Genomic DNA, 19828 nt, shown 5'->3' on the forward strand with positions numbered 1-19828 from the left:
GCTCTCCGGAAAGAAAACTGGCCAGCGCCTGTGCGAATTACGCAGTGCTGGTGGTCAGAAACAGAGCGCTTTATGCGCTGGCAAGGCGTGCAACGGCGCCACAGTGGCAGGCAATCGGCCCACCACAATGTCGCTTGCGACGTTCAAAGACAGCGTTAACGCGTTGTAGTTCTTGGTTTTTCTTATCAATCTACAGCTCTGATATGCTTTCCGGCCGCAGGCGGAGATAGCACCATGCAACTCATTGATATTGGCGTCAACCTGACCAACCCCAGTTTCGACGAGAGGCACACGGCCGTTCTCGAACGCGCCTACGCCGCTGGCGTGCAGCAATTGGTACTCACCGGCACCAGCGTCGAGGGCAGTGAACAGGCCCAGCAACTGTGTGTAAAACTCGACGAAAGCGGCCAACGCCTGTTCAGCACCGCCGGCATTCACCCTCACTCTGCCAGCGACTGGAACAGCGACAGCGCCCAACGCCTGCGCAGCTTGCTGGTCGACAGCCGAGTGCGCGCCGTGGGGGAATGCGGGCTGGATTTCAACCGGGACTTCTCCCCTCGCCCCCAGCAGGAAAAAGTCCTCGAAGAACACCTGGCCCTGGCGGTCGAGCTGCAACTGCCGGTATTTCTCCATGAGCGCGATGCCAACCAGCGTCTGCTGGAGATCCTCAAGGACTACCGCGACCACCTGCCAGCCGCCGTGGTGCACTGCTTCACCGGTGAACAGGCAGCGCTGTTCAGCTACCTGGACCTGGACTTGCACATTGGCATCACGGGTTGGATCTGCGACGAACGCCGTGGCACTCATCTGCATCCGCTGGTCAGGGAAATTCCCCGAGGCCGTCTGATGCTGGAAAGCGATGCGCCCTACCTGCTGCCACGCACCCTGCGCCCCAAGCCGAAGAATGGTCGCAATGAACCGGCGTACCTGCCCGAAGTACTGCGCGAAGTGGCCCTGCACCGTAACGAAACGATGGAAGACCTGGCGCTGCACAGCACCGCCTGCGCCCGGCGCTTTTTCGGTTTGCCTGCCGTGGATTAATGCAGCGCATTGACCCATGTCAAAAGCGTTTTTCTGAATAGCGGCACAATAATGGCACCTTGCCAATACTGTTTCCGCTATCAGAGAAAACCTTCCATGGGTGCCTGGCTTAGCAATATCTCGCTCAAATACAAATTCTGGGCCGTCAATGCGGTCGCCTTCATCACCACCCTGCTGCTGGTGCTGTACGCCGTACAGCTTGAACAACAGGCGCGCAGCCAGGCGTCGCAGGCATCGGCCCAGGCCCAGGGGCGCTTGCTCAGCGCCTGGCCAGCCGACAAAACCTTGCCCACGGGTGAGCACTGGCTCACCTTTGCCAAAGGCCAGATCCCCCAGGATCTGCCCGCCCTGGGCACTGCCAACGGCTGGACTGAACTCAACCCCATGCCGTTGTTCGGCGAAAACCCGCTGATCGGGGCCGAAGTGATCAGCCGGGCCGACGGCCAGCAGGTCGCAGTCCTGGCCTACGCGCCGAGCCTGAGCCAGGTGTTCCGTGAACGCTTCACTCATTACGCCGTCGCCGTGGCAGTGCTGATGCTGGCCATGCTCGGCGCCTCGCAGTTGTTGATCCGCTTCCTGCTCAGCCAACTCAACACCCTCAAGGATGTGATGCTGCACGTTGAAAAAACCGGCGACCTCTCGGCGCGGGTGCCATTGGCTTGCAAGGATGAAGTCGGCCAGATGGCCAGTGCCTTCAACGCCATGCAAGCTGGCTACCAGCGGGTGGTCAATACCGTGGCCCGCACCGCCCGGCAACTGGACGACGGCGCCGCACGCCTGGCTAGCAGCATGAACGAGGTACAACACGGCATGCTCGGCCAGCAGAGCGAAACCGACCAGGCCGCCACCGCCATCAACGAAATGACCGCCACCGTCTACCACATCGCCCAGCACGCAGGCGCCACCCGTGACTTGTCCCAGTCCGCCGACACCCTCGCCGGCAGCGGCCAGGCTGTGGTCACTCGGGTGCAGCGTTCGATCGCCGGGCTGTCCAGTGGCGTACAGCAGACCGCCGAAATGATCCAGAAACTGGCTGAAGACAGCCAGAAAATCAACGGCGTGGTCGGGGTGATCCACAGCATCGCCGAACAGACCAACCTGCTCGCCCTCAACGCCGCCATCGAAGCCGCCCGCGCCGGGGAAATGGGCCGCGGTTTCGCGGTGGTCGCCGACGAAGTGCGCAACCTGGCCAAGCGCGTGCAAAGCTCCACCGACGAAATCACCCGCATGGTCTCGGCACTGCAAGCCGGCACCCGCGACGCCGTGGACTTCATGCAGGAGAGCTCATTCAAGGCCGATGACTGCGTACAGCAGGCCCAGGAAGCCGGCCTCGCGCTGGCTGAAATTACCGGGGCCGTGGCACAGATGCGCGAAAGCAACACCCAGATTGCCGTGGCCGCCGAGCAACAAAGCCATGTCGCCGAAGAAATGAACCGCGCCGTGGTGAGCATTCGCGATGTGACCGAAAACACCGTGCATCAAACCGTGGCATCAGCGACTACCAGCAATGAACTGGCGACGCTGGCCGGGGAGTTGAGCAAGGCGATTGGGCAGTTGAAGTTGTAAGACTGTTCCAGCTGTAATCCGACTCCTACGACCAAGCCTCGGTTTACCTGAGGTTAAGACGAAACTTCCTCGCCCCTCTCGCGAATAACGCCGACTTCTTTTACCTGACAACCGCTGCAAAGTCCCTCGCCTGATCAAACAGTGCGAGGGATTGCAGATGGTGGTTTTCGTTAAAGCCCTAATGGATGGGGCTGTCTCTTGATCTCGGTGTTGGCCAACCTGGTGCTGGTGCCGATGGATCCCGAAGCGCCGAAGGTTGAGCGCGTATTTGCGGATTTCCGCACCTGCCTGAATACCTTTGATACGTGGGCCGACAGCTTTTTAAGTGGTTCGGCACTTAGTGTGGAGCAGGTATTCAAGGTGGGAGAACAGGTCGCACTGGTCGCGCCGGCTTCTTCCAAAAAAACCAGTCGCACGGTCGCTCAATGCAAAGCCCAGGGCGGGCTGACCCTGGTGCATCTGTTCGAAAGCACGCAGTTCGTGCCCATCGGCAACACGCCTGTGATGCTGCAAGCCGTTGCTCGGGACGGCAGCCCGGTAGGTGCACCACTGCATCGCACCATTGGCCCCAGCGGCATTCTTGAAGTCAACGACTGTACCCGCGACCAGACGTACGAAATCACCTTTTACCCCAACGTTTCCAAGGCTCACGTCCAGGCGCTGTATGCGTCCTATGAGTCTGTGATCGCCGGGCTGGAAGCGGATTTGCGCAAGGCCTGGGCCGAGTACTTCAAGCCTCGATGGGCAGACTTTGCCAAAGCGCCTGCTTACAAGCGCAGTGCGTTACAGGGCATGGCCTTTGCTGCCGGGCTTGGCGGCGCGCTTTATAACCTGTGGGACAACATCACCGAGCTGTACGACCTGCTCGCCAATCTCAAATCCAACAGCGAAAAGTTGCTGAAGTACCTGTCCGAAGCTGAGCTGAAGGCGCTGCTCAAGCTGGGCAAAGACACGCTGGCCAAGGGGTTGCTGGTACTCAGTGATGAGCCGCTGTTGTTTATCTACCTGTCGGCGCTGGTGGCCTGGGTACGCATGCTGCCGCCACCTGACATGTACGAACTGCTGGGTGAAATCACCGGCGAAGTCTTGATCAATCTACTGCTGATCTGGGCCACGCGAGGCATTGGGGTCCAGCTGCGCCTGGGTGCTCAGATCCTTAGTGGCGTCAAGTCCGGCCGGGCGCGGGCGTTGTTGGAATTGCTGGCCAAGCAGGTGACGGGGCCTCGGCTGGAAGCTCATGTCGAGGTCGCCAAGCCGGTGTTGCTGAGCAGTGCGGCGACGCCGGTCAAGGCCGTGCCAGTGGTTCCATTGAAGGCCGGCGACACGCTGGTTTCGAACCCGGTGCCGGTGGTTCGCAACAAGACCCGACAGACCGTGTTGGTCCGTCAGGAACACGTCGATGATGTGCCTGCCGTGGCGTCGAATCCGAAAGGGGATGCGACGGCGCCAGCGGACAAGACGGTCACCAACGGCTGCCCGGTGTCGATGGTCACCGGGGAAGAATTGCTCACCCTCACCGATGGCGCGCTGGACGGGGTTTTGCCGTTTGAGTGGACGCGGCTGTATCGCACCAGTGCGGTGGATGTGGATTGCGGGTTGGGGTTTGGCTGGAGTCATGCGCTGGCGCACAGGCTTTGTGTGTCGGGCGATTCGGTGGTGTGGACCGACCATGAGAACCGCTCGACTACCCTGCCCTTGCCCACATCTGCCCGACGCGCGATCACCAATAGCCTGGCGGAAGCAGCGATCTACTTGGGCTCGGCTCCTGATGAGTTAGTGCTGGCCCAGGCGTCGCGGTTCTATCACTTTCGCGATGGAGTGCTGGTCTCGATCAGCGATGCGTATGACAACCGGCTGCGCATTTGCCGTGATCCCTCCGGGCGGATTGAGCGGCTGGATAACGGTGCTGGCCGCTCGCTGCTGCTGCGTTATGAATTGGATCGCATCGTGGCGGTGGACTACCAGGTTCATCGTGCCAAAGGCCGTGATCCCTACGTGTGGGAGACCGAGCAGAACGTCGTTTCCTACGCCTATGACGAAAATGGACGACTGGTTTGCGCGACCAATGCTGTCGGTGAAAGCGAGCGTTATCGGTACGACGATCAGCACGTCATTCTTGAACGCCAACTGGCCGGTGGGGCGAGTTTCTTCTGGGCGTGGGAACGATCTGGCAAAGCGGCGCGGTGTGTCCGGCATTGGGCGAGTTTTTCCCAGATGGACACGCGCTATGCCTGGGGGGATGACGGCCGTGTCACCGTGCATAACGCCGATGGCAGCCAGGAAGTGTATGTCCATGACCAGCGGGCGCGGTTGGTGCAGCGCATCGATCCGGACGGCGCGCAGCATTTCAAATCCTACGATGCCGAGGGGCGGCTGACCGTCGAACAGGATCCGCTGGGCGCGGTGACGGCGTATCAGTACGACGAAGCCGGACGCTTGGTGGCGTTGTTTCCGGGGGATGACGAGCCGACGTCTTACGAGCATGACAACGGCTTCGTAAGGGTTGTAAGGCGCGGTGAGGCGGTTTGGAAATATGAGCGCAATGACCAGGGTGACGTCATCCGCAAGATTGATCCGGATGGCAGCGCGATCGACTACAGCTACAACAAACACGGGCAACTGACGGGGGTTTGGTACCCGGATCACAGTTGCCATCGGCTGGTGTGGAATGAGCGTGGGCAGTTGCTTGAGGAGCAATTGCCCAATGGTGGGATCAAGCGTTATCGCTATGACGACCTCGGAAGGCAAATCGCCCGTGAGGATGAGCACGGCGCGCAAACAGTCTATGAATGGGACAGCGTCGGTCGGCTGATTCGCCTCGTCTTGCCAGGCGGCGCCACACGCGAATTCAGCTACAACCCCTACGGCAAAATCATCGCCGAACGCGACGAACTCGGCCACGTCACCCGCTACGAATACGCAGACGGCCTGCACCTGATCAGCCGCCGTATCAACGCCGACGGCACCCAGGTCAAGTACCGCTACGACAACGCCCGGCTGCTGCTCACCGAAATCGAAAACGAAGTCGGCGAAACCTACCAGCTCGACTACCACCCCAATGGCCTGATCCAACAGGAAACCGGCTTCGACGGCCAACGCACCGCGTATGCCTACGACCTCAATGGCAACCTGCTGGAGAAAACCGAATACGGCGACGATGGCAGCCAATTAATCACCCGCTACCAGCGCGACCACGCCGGGCGCCTCGTACGAAAAACCCTGCCCGATGCCAGCGTTGTCGACTACGCCTACGACCGCCAGGGCAACCTGCTCAGCGTCGACGACGGTCACTGGGCGTTGGCCTACGAGTACGACCGCCAAAACCGCCTCACCGCCGAACACCAAGGCTGGGGCACCCTGCGCTACGGCTACGACGCCTGCGGCCAGCTGAAAAACCTGCGCCTGCCGGACAACAACCGGGTCACCTTCAACCACGACAAAGGCGGCCACCTCGCCACCGTCGAACTCAACGGAGAAGTGCTCACCTCACATCTGTTCAAGAACGGCCGCGAACACCAGCGCCAGCAAGGCCAACTGCTCAGCCATTACCACTACGACGATCAACACCGCCTGCATGCCCATGCGGTGACCCAGCAACAAAACCACCTCTACCAACGCCAATACGACTACGACAAAGCCGGCAACCTCGCCCGCCTGCTCGACACCCGCAAAGGCGAACACCGCTACCACTACGACCCCCTCGCCCGCCTGACCCGCGCCGACCACTCCCAAGACGTGCAGGAACGCTTCGGCCACAACCCGCCCGGCAACCTGCTGATGCAAGACCGCCCCGGCCCCGACATCGTTGCGGCCAACCGCCTGATAATCCAAGGCGACCGCCACTACGACTACGACGCCTTCGGCAACTTGATTCGTGAGCGGCGCGGCAAAGGCCAGCTACTCATCACCGAATATCGCTACGACTGCCAGCATCGGCTCATCAGCGTCACCCAACCCAACGGCCAAACCGCCCGCTATCGCTACGACCCATTTGGGCGCCGCATCAGCAAGACCGTAGACGGCAAGACCACCGAGTTTTTCTGGCAAGGCGACAAGCTGATTGCCGAGCACTATGCAGACTGTCATCGCAGTTATATCTACGAGCCCAACAGCTTCCGCCCATTAGCACTGCTGGAAGGCTACGGACCACAAGCCACAACGCCCTACCACTTCCAACTCGACCACCTAGGCACCCCGCAAGAACTCACCACACCGGAAGGAGAAATCGTCTGGTCAGCTCACTACCGCGCCTACGGCCAGATCGCACGGCTCGACGTAGGCAAAATCGACAATCCGCTGCGTTTCCAGGGACAGTATTTCGACCAGGAAAGCGGCCTGCACTACAACCGCCATCGCTACTACAATCCGGATATTGGTCGTTACCTGACACCGGATCCGGTGAAGTTGGCGGGTGGGATCAATGGGTACCGTTATGTGCCCAATCCGACGGGATGGGTAGATCCGCTAGGCTTGAATACATGCCCAGGTGCTGACAGGTGTAAAGCCAGCACCAGTGCTCCAAACCCTGCGGAGAGTGTTAACCACGGAGAGCCTGCCTTACCGCAACTGACCCGCACGCAGCGGCAGGCGAGAATTGATGAGCTAGCAGAGGCAAACGCCTACAGACGTCTGAAAGAGATAGAGCAAGCGTTCCCAAGAGCACATTTTTTGGAGAAGCACGGCGCGCAGACAACGCGCGGCTCTCAACTTGAAAGAGTACGATCAGGTAAAAATCCGACCACAGGAGAAATTGAAAGATACATTGGCGGAAACAAAGATGGCGAGCCCAAAATACCTACTGCTGCGACTCGGTACCTCAGCCATCGAGACCAACTTAACGCTATTTACCGTGCCAGACTTATACTTAGGCGCACAAATTTAGAGACATCTCGAGAACCGATGAATATGGGAAAAATAATTGGCGAAGGGTACAAAAGAAATAGCTTTGAATACGGAAAGCAAAGCAAAGCCATTGTAATCCTGGACATCAACGGCAATCCAATCACTGCGTACACGGAGTTTTAGGCCATGAAGCTCACCCCGAAACTATCAATCATCAAAAGCTTACTATTCACCTACAGCATTGAAAATTATGACGACCCTGAACGAGAGCGCTTCATAGCATCAAAAAACATCAATGATGAAAAGGAGCTTACGGAGCTGTTTGACAAATTAACCAAACCAGAATTTCTATCCTACAGACCCAAAGAGCGCCAATGGCACATTGACACACTTCACCACTACCTAAATACGGATGAGAATTTCGAGTCCGTATTTTACTTTCTCGACACTTATTTTGACTATGAAATAACTAATCATAGGCAATTTATGAAAGTATTGCTTCGCTGCCTAGAGCATTACAACTTGGACGCCAACGCAAGCGAATCAAAGTAAATAAATCCTACAAAACATCTGCCTGAGAAAAAACGGGAGAAACTTAGTTAAAATATCTACCAACCATTAAGTAAATTTATTTCCTCTCACTTCATCCCTTTTCACCCACGTTACTGAAGGGCACCGACAGCTACGCAGTAGAACTGGACAGACTAGAAAGGCCAAGAAGATGAGAACTCAAACTCTAGAACATTTGATTACCGACTACTTGGAACAAGTAAAAAAGGCTACCGACTTACTTGAGCAAGTCTTTGGAACCAAAAACATCATTGGTCTATGGCGATCCAAAAAGATCCCACAGCGCGGGACGGTCGCTGCAAATATCACCTACGAACTGCACGGTATTGGTTGCAGTGTTTACTTATCTGAAATATGTGTCGACTTTGATTACGGCCCGGACGATAGGGTCGACGGTTTCGACTCGTGGAGGCTGTATATGTACGCATGCGAAACACCCAGCAAGTACAAAAAACATACAGATAAACAAGCCTTGGAACGTGAGTTCAATGCGTACCTAAAAAAGGGCAAAGCCAAGAAAATCGAAGGGTCCACATCTAATTTGTACTTCATACAGTCTTGATGCCGTTCAGGTAAATCTCCTTACCCTAGACACCCTGAATATCGAATATGGGATGGGACTTGACCCCGATAGCTGTGAACCAGCCAATACATGTGCAAACTGCCCCACCGGAATCGGTGCAAGCCCTAATGCTGGTTAGTCAAGCGAACGCAATGCCCAAAGCAACGAAGATCAAATGTGGGAGCTGGCTTGCCTGCGAAAGCAGTAATACAGTGACAGATGCCGTGACTGACACGCCGCCTTCGCGGGCAAGCCCGCTCCCACAGGGGATCTGCGCTTAACTGACTGGCGCTCCTCCCACATTCGAACCTGCTGCGTTATGCAATCAAGTAATCTGATCAGCGCTTGGAAAGCTCCATAATCATCAGACTCAACAAATAAACCCGCGGCACCACGCTTTCCACCGATGGTTTGGATGAGCCTTTTCGCAGGACGAACATACCCAACACCGAATACAGCGTATCGAAATGGGGCAAAGACCAATATGGCAAATCATTTCCAACAGAATGGCGAGTACAAACCGGTCCCAATAGAGGAGCGGAAGTGAATATTGACGATCCTATGCTTGTGCCAAGTAAAGAAGGCCCGAAATCACCTCATATTGGCTATCAAACACCTGGAAAGAGAGGCGACGGAGGAGCCAAAAGAGGCCATATACTGCTCCAACTGGTTCCTGTCAGCCGGTCCAGAATAGGTGTCCCCTGATGAGTTATCTGGAAGACGAAATAGACGAAGCCTTTAATGCGCTGAACCTCGACGCTGGAAAGCTTGATTCGAGCGAACTCAACTTGTTGATAAGCTCTCTGACGAGAAAATTCTTCAAAGCGCAAAGCAATGTGCTTGATCCCGTCGAACTGAACGAGAAAAGCACCGAACACAACCCTGACTTTTGGAAGGAGGTGCCGCATCGCATTAGCGGGAATGGCCTGGTTCTGCTGGTATTAGATTCAGCGTACAGCGCCTGGAGAATGGAAAACGCTCGAGTGCTCGCCTCTTTGTTAGGCGAAACCACCGGATATCCGTTTTGGATAACCGATAACGAGCTGACGTTCTTAGTACACATGGACGATCATGACTGTGTCATTTGGGCATGAGCGCCACTCCGCCTAAATTGCAGACTATGAGGTCCATAGCCAGCCCCAATTCGCCACCTCGCCCACCTCAACCTAAACTCTGTTCAAGTTGTTTCAACGGACAGAGGATTCACCACCATGGGCAAACGTCACCCCAATCTCCCCGCCTGGCAATGGCGTCAGTACCCACAGAACCATCAGCACCCGACCAACCTGGCGTTGCACCTGATTGCCGTGCCGCTGTTTATCGTTGGTTTCCTGTTGATCGTGTCGGGCGTGTTCAGCCTGAGCCTGGCCAGTTTCGCGGTCGGCGTGATTGGCATTGTCGCGGGCCTGGCGTTGCAGCGTCATGGCCATAGCCTGGAGGCTCAGGCCAGTGAGCCGTTCAGCGATCGTAAAGATGCGGTGCAGCGCCTGGTGGTCGAGCAGTTCGTGACTTTCCCGCGCTTTGTGCTCAGCGGTGGCTGGTGGCGCGCCTGGCGGCAGCGGCACCACCACTGACCGGCAGGTTCAGGCGAACACCACCACAGTCTGACGGCTGAGGGCGATCAACTCGCCGGTCGGGCTCCACAAGGCAGCGGCAGCGTGGCCGTAGCCGTCGCGGGCGTGTTCGATGTTGACGTGGTACTGGCACCAGTCGAGTGTGGTCAGGTCTTGCAGTGGCTGGATGAACTCGATGGTCCAGGTCAGGGTGCTGCCCGGCGCGGGCTTTTTCAGGTGCGGCAGCAACGCCGGTGGCCAGGCGTCGACCAGGGCGAGGATGTGCGCCTCGGTCAGTGGCTCTTCTTTTACATCCCCTCGCAACCGTACCCAACCGCCCATGTCGCGGGATTTATTGCCGGTAAACGGCAGGCCACCCACACTCCAGCGCATTGCCAAGTGGCGCATGAATTCGGGGGTAACGCCCTTGATATAGGGCAGTTCCTGGCACTCATCCCAATGTTTGAAGACCGGTGGCGGCTCACTTGCCACGTCAATTTCCGAGGGGCGAGAAGCGCCAAAACTGGCCTGGACCAGGGTCGCCACTTCACCGTTCTGCACCACGCGCCCTAGCAACTGGCTGACCGCCTTGCCTTCGCGCAGCACTTCGACTTGATAGCTGGCAGGTACATCCGGCGCTACCGGGCCGACAAAGGTGATGGCCAGGGAGCGCAGCGGTCGATCCGCCGGCACCTGAGCGCGCAGCGCCTCGTATTGCAAGGCGGCGACTAGGCCACCAAAGGTAGCCCGGCCCTGGGCCCATTCGGCAGGGATGGTGACATCCAGCGGATTGCTACGGGCAGCATCGAGCAAATCACTAAAGCGCATGGCGACCTCACATCAAGAAAATCGTGGAGGAATCTTAACCATCCAATTCGGCAGGCACAGCGCCTATTCCGGCCAAAAACCGTACCGGTTTAAAAACACTCGGCGCTGAGTGTGTCCAGCACGCGGTCGGCCTTGCCTTGCGCCTTGAGCATGGTGCGCTGCCACACCGCGACACAGGGTTGCAGGTCTGGCTCGTGGCCGGCCTGGGCCAGCCATTGCCAACAGTCATGCCAATCACCCAGAGCGCTCTGGGCTTTTTTCAAATGCGACAGAGCATTAGCGGGTAATTTGTCCAGCTCCGGATACGCCTCGGCGGCATAGCGCACACGCTTGATCAGCAACCGTAGCCGGTGGCGATCATGATCGGGATCCTTCAGGGCCTCATCGAGTCTCTGCCATTGCTTGGCCAGGCGCTTCTGGATACGCGGGCGCAAGCCTTTGAGCAGTTTCTGGTGCTGGGACGCGCGGATAAACCGCGGGAATGCATCCAGGATCAGCAGCAAGTGCGCCAGTTCCGGGCTTTGCGCCACTTGGCGGTAAGCCTCGGGCTGCAGACGCAGGCGCCGATCAGCTGCCTCGTGATGCCCGTGCTGATGCAAATACGCCGCCAGCACCTCTCGGTCGCGTAGCGGCGTAGTCAGTTGGCCAACCGTGCTGGCGGCCAATTCAAGCTGTTCGACACCAGGCAGCCCGCGCAAAGGGCGCAACAGGCTGCGCAGGCGGCGCACCGTGGTGCGCAAATCATGCAAGGCTTCATCGTCAGTGACGGCGGCGAGGCGAGCCTGGCAGCTCAGTAACCCTACTTCCAGGCCAATGACCTGAGCGACTAACTGATTGACCAACGCTGACATCCTGCCCTCACTTTCCGATAAAAAATCCTGCCCGCCGCTGGGTCATCGCCCGGCGCGAGACTCACGAATGTAGAACCGCGCTTTCTCGGCCTTGTTGGAGCAACCCTCGAACGCTTCAAACTGCTGCTGAGTCTTGGCGCCAGTCAACAGCGACAAAGCCTTGGAGTAGCTGACAGTGCCGGCAAAACCTTCGGCCTTGGCCAGGTCCAGTTCTTTCCAGGCGGCGTCCAATTGCGAGCCGCAGCTGTCGCGATACGCGGTTTTCCCGGCACAGCCAGCCAAGGCCAACACGATCACAGGCACACAGATCCAGGCTTTCATTGATGACACCTCAAAATATACAAATTCAGTCGTAGCCTGTAGACGTTGCCTACAGGGAAAAGTGCCTTGTCCTTAGCCTGAAATCAGTAGTACCTATTGCCAGAGCATACCCGAGCCTGATCGCCAGCCTGGAAAAATATTGCGCGCTGTCAGCAAGGATTGAAGCAGGCCCCTTGATGGGTGCATTGTGGGCCCCTGTTTTGCGAAGGATCTGGCCATGAAGAAACGTGTTGCGTTAGTGCTGGGGTCTGGTGGGGCCAGGGGCTACGCCCATATCGGGGTAATCGAAGAAATCGAACGACGCGGCTATGACATCGCCTGTATCGCCGGCTGTTCCATGGGCGCCGTGGTGGGTGGGATCTACGCCGCCGGCAAGCTCGACGAGTACCGCAACTGGATCGAAAGCTTGGACTACCTCGACGTACTGCGCCTGGTGGATGTGAGCTTTCGTCTGGGGGCGATTCGTGGTGAAAAGGTGTTCGGGCAAATCCGCAAGATTGTCGGCGACATCAATATCGAGGAGTTGCGCATCCCCTACACCGCCGTCGCCACCGACCTCACCAACCAACAGGAGATCTGGTTCCAGGAAGGCTGCCTGCACCAGGCCATGCGCGCCTCGGCGGCGATCCCCAGCCTGTTCACCCCGGTGATGCAAGGCAACCGCATGCTGGTGGACGGCGGCCTGCTCAACCCGCTGCCCATCGTGCCGGTGGTGTCGAGCCATTGTGACTTGATCATTGCGGTCAACCTCAACGCCACCAACCAGAAGCACTATCAATTGCCGGTGATCCAGCGCCCGCCAGCGTTCAAGAGCCGCTTCAACAGCCTGGCCAAGTCACTGGGCTCGCACCTGCCGTTTCGCCGCAAGCAGGCGGAGCAGTTGATGAAACTGGAACAAGAAGCCTTGCAGGCCCAGGCCGCCGAAATCAACCCGTGGCTGGAGTCTGCCGAACCCGAAGCCCAACAACCTGCCGCGGCGCCGGAGAAAGCCGGCGCACCGAAGTCGGCGACCGGCTCGTTCATCATCGACAACGTCGGGCCTGCATCGCTGCTGGACCTGATCAACCAGAGTTTCGAGGTGATGCAAACCTCATTGGCGCAATACAAGATCGCTGGGTACCCACCGGATGTGCTGATCAACGTGCCGAAGCGGGTGTGCCGGTTTTTCGAGTTCTACAAAGCGCCGGAGTTGATTGCTTTGGGGCGGGAGATTGCCAGTGATACGTTGGATCGGTATGAGAGTGAGCAGAGTTGAACGTGGAGGTGTTGCTGATGGCCTCATCGCGGGCAAGCCCGGCTCCCACAGGGGAATGCATTTCAACTGTGGGAGATGGCTTGCCTGCAATGTCGCCAGCGCAGGCACCACAGACTCAGGCACCTAGCAACCGATACCCCACCCCCGCCTCGGTCACGATAAACCGTGGCTGGGTGGGGTCATCCGCCAGCTTCTGGCGCAGGTGCCCCACCACGATACGCAGATAATGGCTGTCCTCGGTGTGGGTCGGGCCCCAGATGTCCTTGAGCAATTGCTGCTGGGTAATCACCCGCCCCGGATGCCGGGCCAGTTGCGCCAGCACTGCGTACTCCTTGCGGGTCAGCGCCACCTCGGCACCGTCCAGCAGAACGCGGCGATAGGCCAGGTCTACGGTCAACGGGCCAAAACTCAGGGCGGCTTCCTGGGCTTCTCCGGCCGGTGCCTGGCGCAACAGCGCGCGTACACGGGCGAGAAACTCCTGGATACCGAACGGCTTGGTCACGTAGTCATTGGCGCCACCGTCGAGGGCCTCGACCTTCTGACCTTCGCTGGCCCGCACCGACAGCACCAGCACCGGCACGCTCGACCACTCGCGAAACTCGCGCAGCACCTGCTGGCCGTCCATGTCGGGCAGGCCCAGGTCGAGTACCAGCAGATCCGGTTTGCTCAAGGCCGCTTGGGCCAGGCCTTCGTTGCCGGTGCCGGCTTCGATCACCTTATAGCCTTGGGAGGCCAGGCTGATGCGCAGGAATTTGCGGATCTGCGGTTCGTCATCAATGACAAGAATCGTCGCGGTCTGGCTCATGGTGTCTCATCAAAACCCATTAAAAAATCACCCCCCCTGTAGGAGCGAGCTTGCTCGCGAAAAACCCATAGGCACCGCGTAAACTCAGGACGCCATCATTGTCGTTAACGACCTTCGCGAGCAAGCTCGCTCCTACAGGATTATTCCAGGACAGGTTGTGTGGGCAGCGGTAGAAACAAGGTAATGCAGGTGCCGCGCCCCTCAATGCCATCGGCCACGCTGATATGCCCACCGTGTGCGCCGACCATGCCCTGGCAGATCGCCAAGCCGAGGCCGGTGCCCTGTCCGCCTCGATCACCACGGGCAGCGGTGTAGAACATGTCGAAAATCTTCGCCCGCTCCTCCTCGGGAATCCCCGGTCCTTCATCCGCCACGGCAAAAAACAACTGCTCATCCTGCACCCCAGCCCGCAACTGCAAGCGGCCCTGGGGGGGCGAAAACCGTGCGGCGTTTTCCAACACGTTGACCAAGGCCTGCTCAATCAACGCCGCATGCACATACAACAAAGGCAGCTCCGGCGGCACATCGGTGCTCACCTGCAACGGCGCCAGCACGGCGCGCAGTCGCCCAAGGGCACTGCCGACAATATCGCCGGGCGACACCCAATCGCGTGCCAGTTTCAGCGCACCATGACCCAGGCGTGTCATGTCCAGCAGGTTCTGGATATAGCGGTCCAGGCGCTCGGCTTCATCACGGGTGCCTTCGAGCAATTCGCGGCGATCCTCCAGCGGGATGGCTTCACCCAGGGCCAGCAGGCTGTCGATGCTGCCGCGCATGGACGTCAATGGCGTGCGCAAATCGTGAGACACCGACGCGAGCAAAGCGCTGCGCAGTTGTTCGGTTTCGCCGTGCAGGCGCGCCGATTCCAGCTCCTGCCCCAGTTGTGCCCGCGCCAGCGCCTGGGCCAGCGGTTGGCTCAACGCGGTGAGTAAGCGACGACGTTGCCCGCTCAATTCCAGGCCAGGCTTGGCACTGACACCCAGCAACCCCAAGGGCCCCTCTTCACCTGACAGCGGCCACCACCACCAACGCCCAAACGGCAAGGTGCCGGTGCCCATGCCGGCCGGCTGATCATGCTGCCAGGCCCAATCGGCGGCGGCGCGTTCAGCTTCGGTGAGGGTCAACGGGCCACCGGTCTCGACCTTCCAGCCGCCCTGACCGTCGCGATTGACCAGGCACAGGTCGAGCTCGTTCCAACCTTGCAGATGGTGGGCGGCAGCGCTGATGACGGCTTGGCGGTCGGTGGCAGCGGTGAGCTTGCGCGACAGGTCGAGCAGCTCGCTGGTTTCTTCCTGGGTATCGCGCAACGCCTGCAACTGGCGGCGCTGGCGTGCGGCGAGGTTGCCGGTCAACGCCGCCATCAACAGAAAGAACAACAGGGTCAGCACGTCTTCTTCGCGCTGGATGGCGAAGGAAAAATTCGGCGGGATAAACAGAAAATCGTAAGTCAGAAACGACAGCGCCGCACACACCAGGGACGGCCCCAGGCTGCTGCGCACCGCCACCAACAGCACGGCGGCGAGAAACACCAACGAGATGTTCGGCAGCGCCAACGCACTGGACACGGCCCAGGCGACTGCGGCAGCGGCGAGGGTCGCCACCACCGCCAAGGCGTAATCGAACCACACCAAACCGCGCACATCCGGCAGGCGCGGCGGTGCAGGCATGTCATCGCTGTCGAGGACGTTGATTTCCAAGCCGCGGGCATTGCGCAACAGGCGTGCCGCCAAGCCGCCACCGAACAGGCGCCGCCGCCAGCGCATCCGTGACTGCCCCACCAGCACTAAACTGGCGCGGCGTTCGGCGGCGTGCTGGATCAGGGTCTTGGCCACTTCCCCCGCGCGCAGCAACACCACTTCCCCGCCCAGCCGCTCTGCCAATTGTTGGGCGTTTTGCAGGCGCAGGCGCGATTGCTCATCCCGCGCACGGCCGTTGTCGATGTGCACCAGGCTCCAGGGCAAATGCCGACGCTGGGCCACGCGGCAGGCATGGCGCACCAGTCGTTCGGCTTGCGCATCGCCATCCACACCGACCAAAAGGCGCCCACGCACTGCCGGCGCGGCCTGGCCGAGTTGGCGGTAACCCTGGGCCAGGTCATCGTCGACGTGGGCGGCGGCGGTTTGCATCGCCAGCTCGCGCAGGGCCATGAGGTTGGTCTGGGTGAAAAACGCATCGATGGCCGCACGCGCCTGTTCGGGCACATACACCTTGCCGTCACGCAAGCGCTCGAGAAGCTCGCGAGACGGCAGGTCGATCAGCAGCAGTTCGTCGGCCTCTTGCAGCACCCAGTCCGGCAAGGTTTCGCGCACGTGTACGCCGGTGATGCCGCGCACCTGGTCGTTGAGGCTTTCCAGGTGCTGGACGTTGACCGTGGTGAACACGTTGATGCCGGCGGCGAGCAGTTCCTGAATGTCTTGCCAGCGCTTTTCATGACGGCTGCCGGGGGCGTTGCTGTGGGCCAGTTCGTCCACCAGCACCAGCTTGGGCTTGGCGGCGAGCAGGCCGTCGAGGTCCATTTCTTCGAGCATCACGCCACGGTATTCGCTGCGCAACAGCGGTTGTTGCGGCAGGCCGCTGAGCAAGGCTTCGGTCTCGGCGCGGCCGTGGGTTTCGACCACCCCGGCGATCAGGCGCACGCCCTGGCGCAGTTGGGTGTGAGCCGCCTGGAGCATGGCGTAGGTCTTGCCCACGCCGGGCGCGGCGCCGAGGAAGACTTTGAGCCGGCCACGACCGTCCCGGGGCAGATCGGCTAACAGGGCATCGGCGCGGCCGGAGTCGCTCATGCTCGGGGGTTCCTTCAGGTATTTATGGAGAGTCTTCAAGGCCGCCATCGCGGGCAAGCCCGGCTCCCACAGTGGAATGCATTCCAAATGTGGGAGCCGGGCTTGCCCGCGATGGCGATCGCTTGGCTTACAACGTTTCCAAAGCCATGTTGAGGGCCAGGACGTTTACTACGGGCGGCCCTACCAACGGGCTTTCGATATGCTCATCCAGCAACCGCTGCAAGGTTGCCACCGGCACATTTCGCGCCGCCGCTACTCGCGCCAGTTGATAGGCAATCGCCTGCGGTGGCAAGTGGGGATCAAGGCCGCTGCCGGAGGTTGTCAGCGAGGCCAGTGGCACCGGGCCCTGGCCCGGCACTGACTGCTTGTTGGCCTCCTCGAATATGCGAGTGGCCAAGGCCGGATTGCTGGGCCCCAGGTTACTGGCACTGCTGGACACTGTGGCAAATGCACCGGCTGACGGGCGTGGGTGAAACCAGCGGTCACCGGTAAAGTCCTGGGCGATCAGGCTGGAGCCACGCACCTTGCCGCTGGCGTCGTGCACCAGGCTGCCATTGGCTTGATCGGGGAAGGCCACTTGCGCCACGCCAGTGACTACCAGCGGGTAGGCCACGCCGGTGATCAGGGTCATGAGCACCAGCAAGCTCAGGGCTGGGCGGATGATGTTGGACATTTCAGACTCCTCAATTCAGTGGTGCGGTGGGACGCGGAGCGTCCGGGGCGGCGGCGTTCCCACGCAGAGCGTGGGAACGATCAGCAGAGCGTGGGAACGATCAGCGGACAGGTCAAACCAGGTGCAGCGCGGTCAGCAGCATGTCGATGGCCTTGATGCCCACGAACGGCACCAACAGCCCGCCCAGCCCGTAGATCAGCAGATTGCGCCGCAGCAATGCCGCCGCACTCGCCGCCTGTACGCGCACGCCGCGCAGGGCCAGCGGAATCAGCACCACAATAATCAGCGCGTTGAACACGATGGCCGAGAGGATCGCGCTCTGCGGGCTCTGCAAGTGCATGATGTTGAGCACGCCCAGTTGCGGGTAGATCGAGGCGAATAGCGCCGGCAGGATCGCGAAGTACTTGGCCACGTCGTTGGCGATGGAAAAGGTCGTCAGCGCGCCACGGGTCACCAGCAGTTCCTTGCCGATCTGCACCACGTCCAGCAGCTTGGTCGGGTCGCTGTCGAGGTCGACCATGTTGGCCGCCTCGCGCGCGGCCTGGGTGCCGTCGTTCATCGCCATGCCGACGTCAGCCTGGGCCAGCGCCGGGGCGTCGTTGGCGCCGTCGCCGCACATGGCAACCAGGCGACCATCGTTCTGCTCATGGCGAATGCGCGCGAGTTTCTTCTCTGGCGTGGCCTCGGCCAGCACGTCGTCCACCCCCGCTTCAGCAGCGATCGCGGCGGCGGTCAGTGGGTTGTCGCCAGTGACCATCACCGTACGAATCCCCAACTTGCGCAGCTCGGCAAACCGCTCGCGGATACCGGGCTTGACCACGTCTTTGAGGTGGATCGCTCCCAACAATTTGCCATCGGCGCACACCAGCAAGGGCGTGCCGCCGCTTTGGGCGATCTTGTCGATTTCCCGCGACAGCGCAGGCAGCAGGTCGCTGCGTTGCTGGCCGATAAACGCCAGCAGCGAGTCCACCGCGCCTTTACGGAACACACGGCCCTGGTAGTCGACACCGGACAAGCGCGTCTCGGCGCTGAAAGGTACGGCGGTCAACGCCTCCAGGCTCGGCTCGGCCTGTGGGTGCAAGGCGCGCAGGTATTCAACGATGGACTTGCCTTCCGCCGTGTCATCGGCCAGGGACGCCAGCAGCGCGCCTTCGGCCAATTCGCGGCCACTGACGCCAGGCGCCGCGACCACGGCCGAGCAACGACGGTTGCCGAAGGTGATGGTGCCGGTCTTGTCCAACAACAGCACATGCACATCCCCCGCCGCTTCCACGGCGCGGCCAGACTTGGCGATCACGTTGAGACGCACCAGGCGGTCCATGCCAGCAATACCGATGGCCGACAACAAGCCACCAATGGTGGTAGGAATCAGCGTCACCAGCAGTGCGACCAGGAACACCAAAGGCAAGCTGCCATTGGCGAAATGGGCGAACGGCTGCAAGGTCACCACCACCAGCAGGAAGATCAGGGTCAGGCCGATCAGCAGGATATCCAGCGCGACTTCGTTGGGGGTCTTCTGGCGCTTGGCGCCCTCCACCAGGGCGATCATGCGGTCGAGGGTGGACTCGCCCGGGTTGGCAGTGATGCGGATCAACAGCCAGTCCGAGACCAACCGCGTGTTGCCGGTAACGGCTGAGCGGTCGCCGCCGGACTCGCGGATGACCGGGGCGGATTCGCCGGTGATCGCCGCTTCGTTGACCGCCGCAATACCTTCGATGACCTCGCCGTCGCCGGGGATCATCTCCCCGGCGGTGACGCGTACCACATCGCCCTTGCGAAGGCTGGTGGCCGGTATCATTTTGAAGCTGCCATCGGCCTCCTGGCGACGCGCGCTCAAGCCTTCGCTGCCAGCCTTGAGGCTGTCGGCACGGGCCTTGCCACGCCCCTCGGCCAAGGCTTCGGCGAAGTTGGCAAACAGCACGGTGAACCACAGCCACACGGCGATTTGCACGGCGACAAATGTTGGAACGGTGGTATCGGGCACAAAGCACAATACGGTGGTGAGGATGGCAGTCAGTTCGACCACCAGCATCACCGGCGAGCGTTGCAGTTGGCGTGGGTCCAGCTTGACGAAGGCCTGGACCAGCGCCGGGCGCCACAGCGCAGAGATTGCGGTTTTGGCAGGCTCCTGGGTTTTGACCGGGGCCGCGTTTTTTGCAGGCATATTCATTTTCATAT

At 60.0% G+C, this 19828-nt stretch carries 15 protein-coding genes; 8 read left to right on the forward strand and 7 right to left on the reverse strand.

What is annotated here, in order from left to right:
- The first annotated feature begins 234 nt into the window (after nucleotides 1-234).
- The 7 genes from QK296_RS09010 (at nucleotide 235) to QK296_RS09040 (ending at nucleotide 10155) form a co-directional block, all read left to right on the forward strand.
- Nucleotides 235-1041 (forward strand): TatD family hydrolase, encoded by an 807-nt coding sequence (locus QK296_RS09010; RefSeq protein WP_137204632.1) that lies wholly within the window; start codon nucleotides 235-237, stop codon nucleotides 1039-1041.
- Between the two features lie 96 nt (nucleotides 1042-1137).
- Nucleotides 1138-2607: a methyl-accepting chemotaxis protein gene (locus QK296_RS09015; protein WP_282390830.1), complete on the forward strand. Its 1470-nt coding sequence runs from the start codon at nucleotides 1138-1140 to the stop codon at nucleotides 2605-2607.
- Nucleotides 2608-2805: 198 nt separating this feature from the next.
- On the forward strand, nucleotides 2806-7632 hold the full coding sequence (locus QK296_RS09020; RefSeq protein WP_282390831.1) for an RHS repeat-associated core domain-containing protein: 4827 nt from the start codon (nucleotides 2806-2808) through the stop codon (nucleotides 7630-7632).
- A gap of 3 nt (nucleotides 7633-7635) precedes the next feature.
- Nucleotides 7636-8001: a hypothetical protein gene (locus tag QK296_RS09025; RefSeq protein WP_169900119.1), complete on the forward strand. Its 366-nt coding sequence runs from the start codon at nucleotides 7636-7638 to the stop codon at nucleotides 7999-8001.
- 169 nt (nucleotides 8002-8170) lie between these two features.
- Nucleotides 8171-8581, forward strand: coding sequence for a hypothetical protein (locus tag QK296_RS09030; protein ID WP_057710895.1), 411 nt, complete (start codon nucleotides 8171-8173; stop codon nucleotides 8579-8581).
- Between the two features lie 704 nt (nucleotides 8582-9285).
- The gene (locus QK296_RS09035; RefSeq protein WP_212613986.1) at nucleotides 9286-9675 is read left to right on the forward strand and encodes a hypothetical protein; all 390 of its coding nucleotides are present in this window, start codon (nucleotides 9286-9288) and stop codon (nucleotides 9673-9675) included.
- A gap of 117 nt (nucleotides 9676-9792) precedes the next feature.
- Complete coding sequence (locus QK296_RS09040) at nucleotides 9793-10155, forward strand: Mpo1-like protein (RefSeq protein ID WP_003189844.1); 363 nt, start codon at nucleotides 9793-9795, stop codon at nucleotides 10153-10155.
- Between the two features lie 9 nt (nucleotides 10156-10164).
- Here the strand turns inward: QK296_RS09040 and QK296_RS09045 are convergent, their stop codons facing one another.
- From QK296_RS09045 to QK296_RS09055, 3 genes are all read right to left on the reverse strand, one after another.
- Nucleotides 10165-10962 carry a thioesterase family protein gene (locus QK296_RS09045; RefSeq protein WP_003189843.1) on the reverse strand — a complete coding sequence of 266 codons (798 nt, stop codon included), beginning with the start codon at nucleotides 10960-10962 and terminating at the stop codon, nucleotides 10165-10167.
- An 89-nt stretch (nucleotides 10963-11051) separates the two neighbouring features.
- Nucleotides 11052-11813, reverse strand: a complete 762-nt coding sequence (locus QK296_RS09050; RefSeq protein ID WP_034135144.1) for a CHAD domain-containing protein — start codon at nucleotides 11811-11813, stop codon at nucleotides 11052-11054.
- Nucleotides 11814-11855: 42 nt separating this feature from the next.
- The gene (locus QK296_RS09055) at nucleotides 11856-12134 is read right to left on the reverse strand and encodes a hypothetical protein (protein WP_003189839.1); all 279 of its coding nucleotides are present in this window, start codon (nucleotides 12132-12134) and stop codon (nucleotides 11856-11858) included.
- A gap of 217 nt (nucleotides 12135-12351) precedes the next feature.
- Here QK296_RS09055 and QK296_RS09060 point away from each other — a divergent pair, with 217 nt between their 5' ends.
- Complete coding sequence (locus QK296_RS09060) at nucleotides 12352-13389, forward strand: patatin-like phospholipase family protein (RefSeq protein WP_003189836.1); 1038 nt, start codon at nucleotides 12352-12354, stop codon at nucleotides 13387-13389.
- Nucleotides 13390-13504: 115 nt separating this feature from the next.
- Here the strand turns inward: QK296_RS09060 and QK296_RS09065 are convergent, their stop codons facing one another.
- The 4 genes from QK296_RS09065 to kdpB all read right to left on the reverse strand — a co-directional run bounded on the left by QK296_RS09065 (nucleotide 13505) and on the right by kdpB (nucleotide 19820).
- A complete protein-coding gene (locus tag QK296_RS09065; RefSeq protein WP_003189833.1) occupies nucleotides 13505-14194 on the reverse strand; it encodes a response regulator in 690 nt (229 codons plus the stop codon).
- Between the two features lie 140 nt (nucleotides 14195-14334).
- Nucleotides 14335-16977 (reverse strand): sensor histidine kinase KdpD, encoded by a 2643-nt coding sequence (locus tag QK296_RS09070; protein ID WP_282390833.1) that lies wholly within the window; start codon nucleotides 16975-16977, stop codon nucleotides 14335-14337.
- A gap of 127 nt (nucleotides 16978-17104) precedes the next feature.
- The gene (gene kdpC, locus QK296_RS09075; RefSeq protein ID WP_057710890.1) at nucleotides 17105-17650 is read right to left on the reverse strand and encodes a potassium-transporting ATPase subunit KdpC; all 546 of its coding nucleotides are present in this window, start codon (nucleotides 17648-17650) and stop codon (nucleotides 17105-17107) included.
- Between the two features lie 112 nt (nucleotides 17651-17762).
- Entirely contained in the window at nucleotides 17763-19820 is a 2058-nt protein-coding gene (gene kdpB, locus QK296_RS09080; RefSeq protein WP_205884972.1) for a potassium-transporting ATPase subunit KdpB, read from the reverse strand.
- Nucleotides 19821-19828: the final 8 nt, after the last annotated feature.

It is taken from the genome of Pseudomonas sp. AL10 (assembly GCF_029960685.1).
GTDB lineage: Bacteria > Pseudomonadota > Gammaproteobacteria > Pseudomonadales > Pseudomonadaceae > Aquipseudomonas > Aquipseudomonas lactis.

Bases quoted from the DNA above. Each gene is read 5' to 3' on its own strand.
- QK296_RS09010 (WP_137204632.1), top strand. From the start codon at position 235: ATGCAACTCATTGATATTGGCGTCAACCTGACCAACCCCAGTTTCGAC.
- QK296_RS09015 (WP_282390830.1), top strand. From the start codon at position 1,138: ATGGGTGCCTGGCTTAGCAATATCTCGCTCAAATACAAATTCTGGGCC.
- QK296_RS09025 (WP_169900119.1), top strand. From the start codon at position 7,636: ATGAAGCTCACCCCGAAACTATCAATCATCAAAAGCTTACTATTCACC.
- QK296_RS09030 (WP_057710895.1), top strand. From the start codon at position 8,171: ATGAGAACTCAAACTCTAGAACATTTGATTACCGACTACTTGGAACAA.
- QK296_RS09035 (WP_212613986.1), top strand. From the start codon at position 9,286: ATGAGTTATCTGGAAGACGAAATAGACGAAGCCTTTAATGCGCTGAAC.
- QK296_RS09040 (WP_003189844.1), top strand. From the start codon at position 9,793: ATGGGCAAACGTCACCCCAATCTCCCCGCCTGGCAATGGCGTCAGTAC.
- QK296_RS09045 (WP_003189843.1), bottom strand. From the start codon at position 10,962: ATGCGCTTTAGTGATTTGCTCGATGCTGCCCGTAGCAATCCGCTGGAT.
- QK296_RS09050 (WP_034135144.1), bottom strand. From the start codon at position 11,813: ATGTCAGCGTTGGTCAATCAGTTAGTCGCTCAGGTCATTGGCCTGGAA.
- QK296_RS09055 (WP_003189839.1), bottom strand. From the start codon at position 12,134: ATGAAAGCCTGGATCTGTGTGCCTGTGATCGTGTTGGCCTTGGCTGGC.
- QK296_RS09060 (WP_003189836.1), top strand. From the start codon at position 12,352: ATGAAGAAACGTGTTGCGTTAGTGCTGGGGTCTGGTGGGGCCAGGGGC.
- QK296_RS09065 (WP_003189833.1), bottom strand. From the start codon at position 14,194: ATGAGCCAGACCGCGACGATTCTTGTCATTGATGACGAACCGCAGATC.
- QK296_RS09070 (WP_282390833.1), bottom strand. From the start codon at position 16,977: ATGAGCGACTCCGGCCGCGCCGATGCCCTGTTAGCCGATCTGCCCCGG.
- kdpC (WP_057710890.1), bottom strand. From the start codon at position 17,650: ATGTCCAACATCATCCGCCCAGCCCTGAGCTTGCTGGTGCTCATGACC.
- kdpB (WP_205884972.1), bottom strand. From the start codon at position 19,820: ATGAATATGCCTGCAAAAAACGCGGCCCCGGTCAAAACCCAGGAGCCT.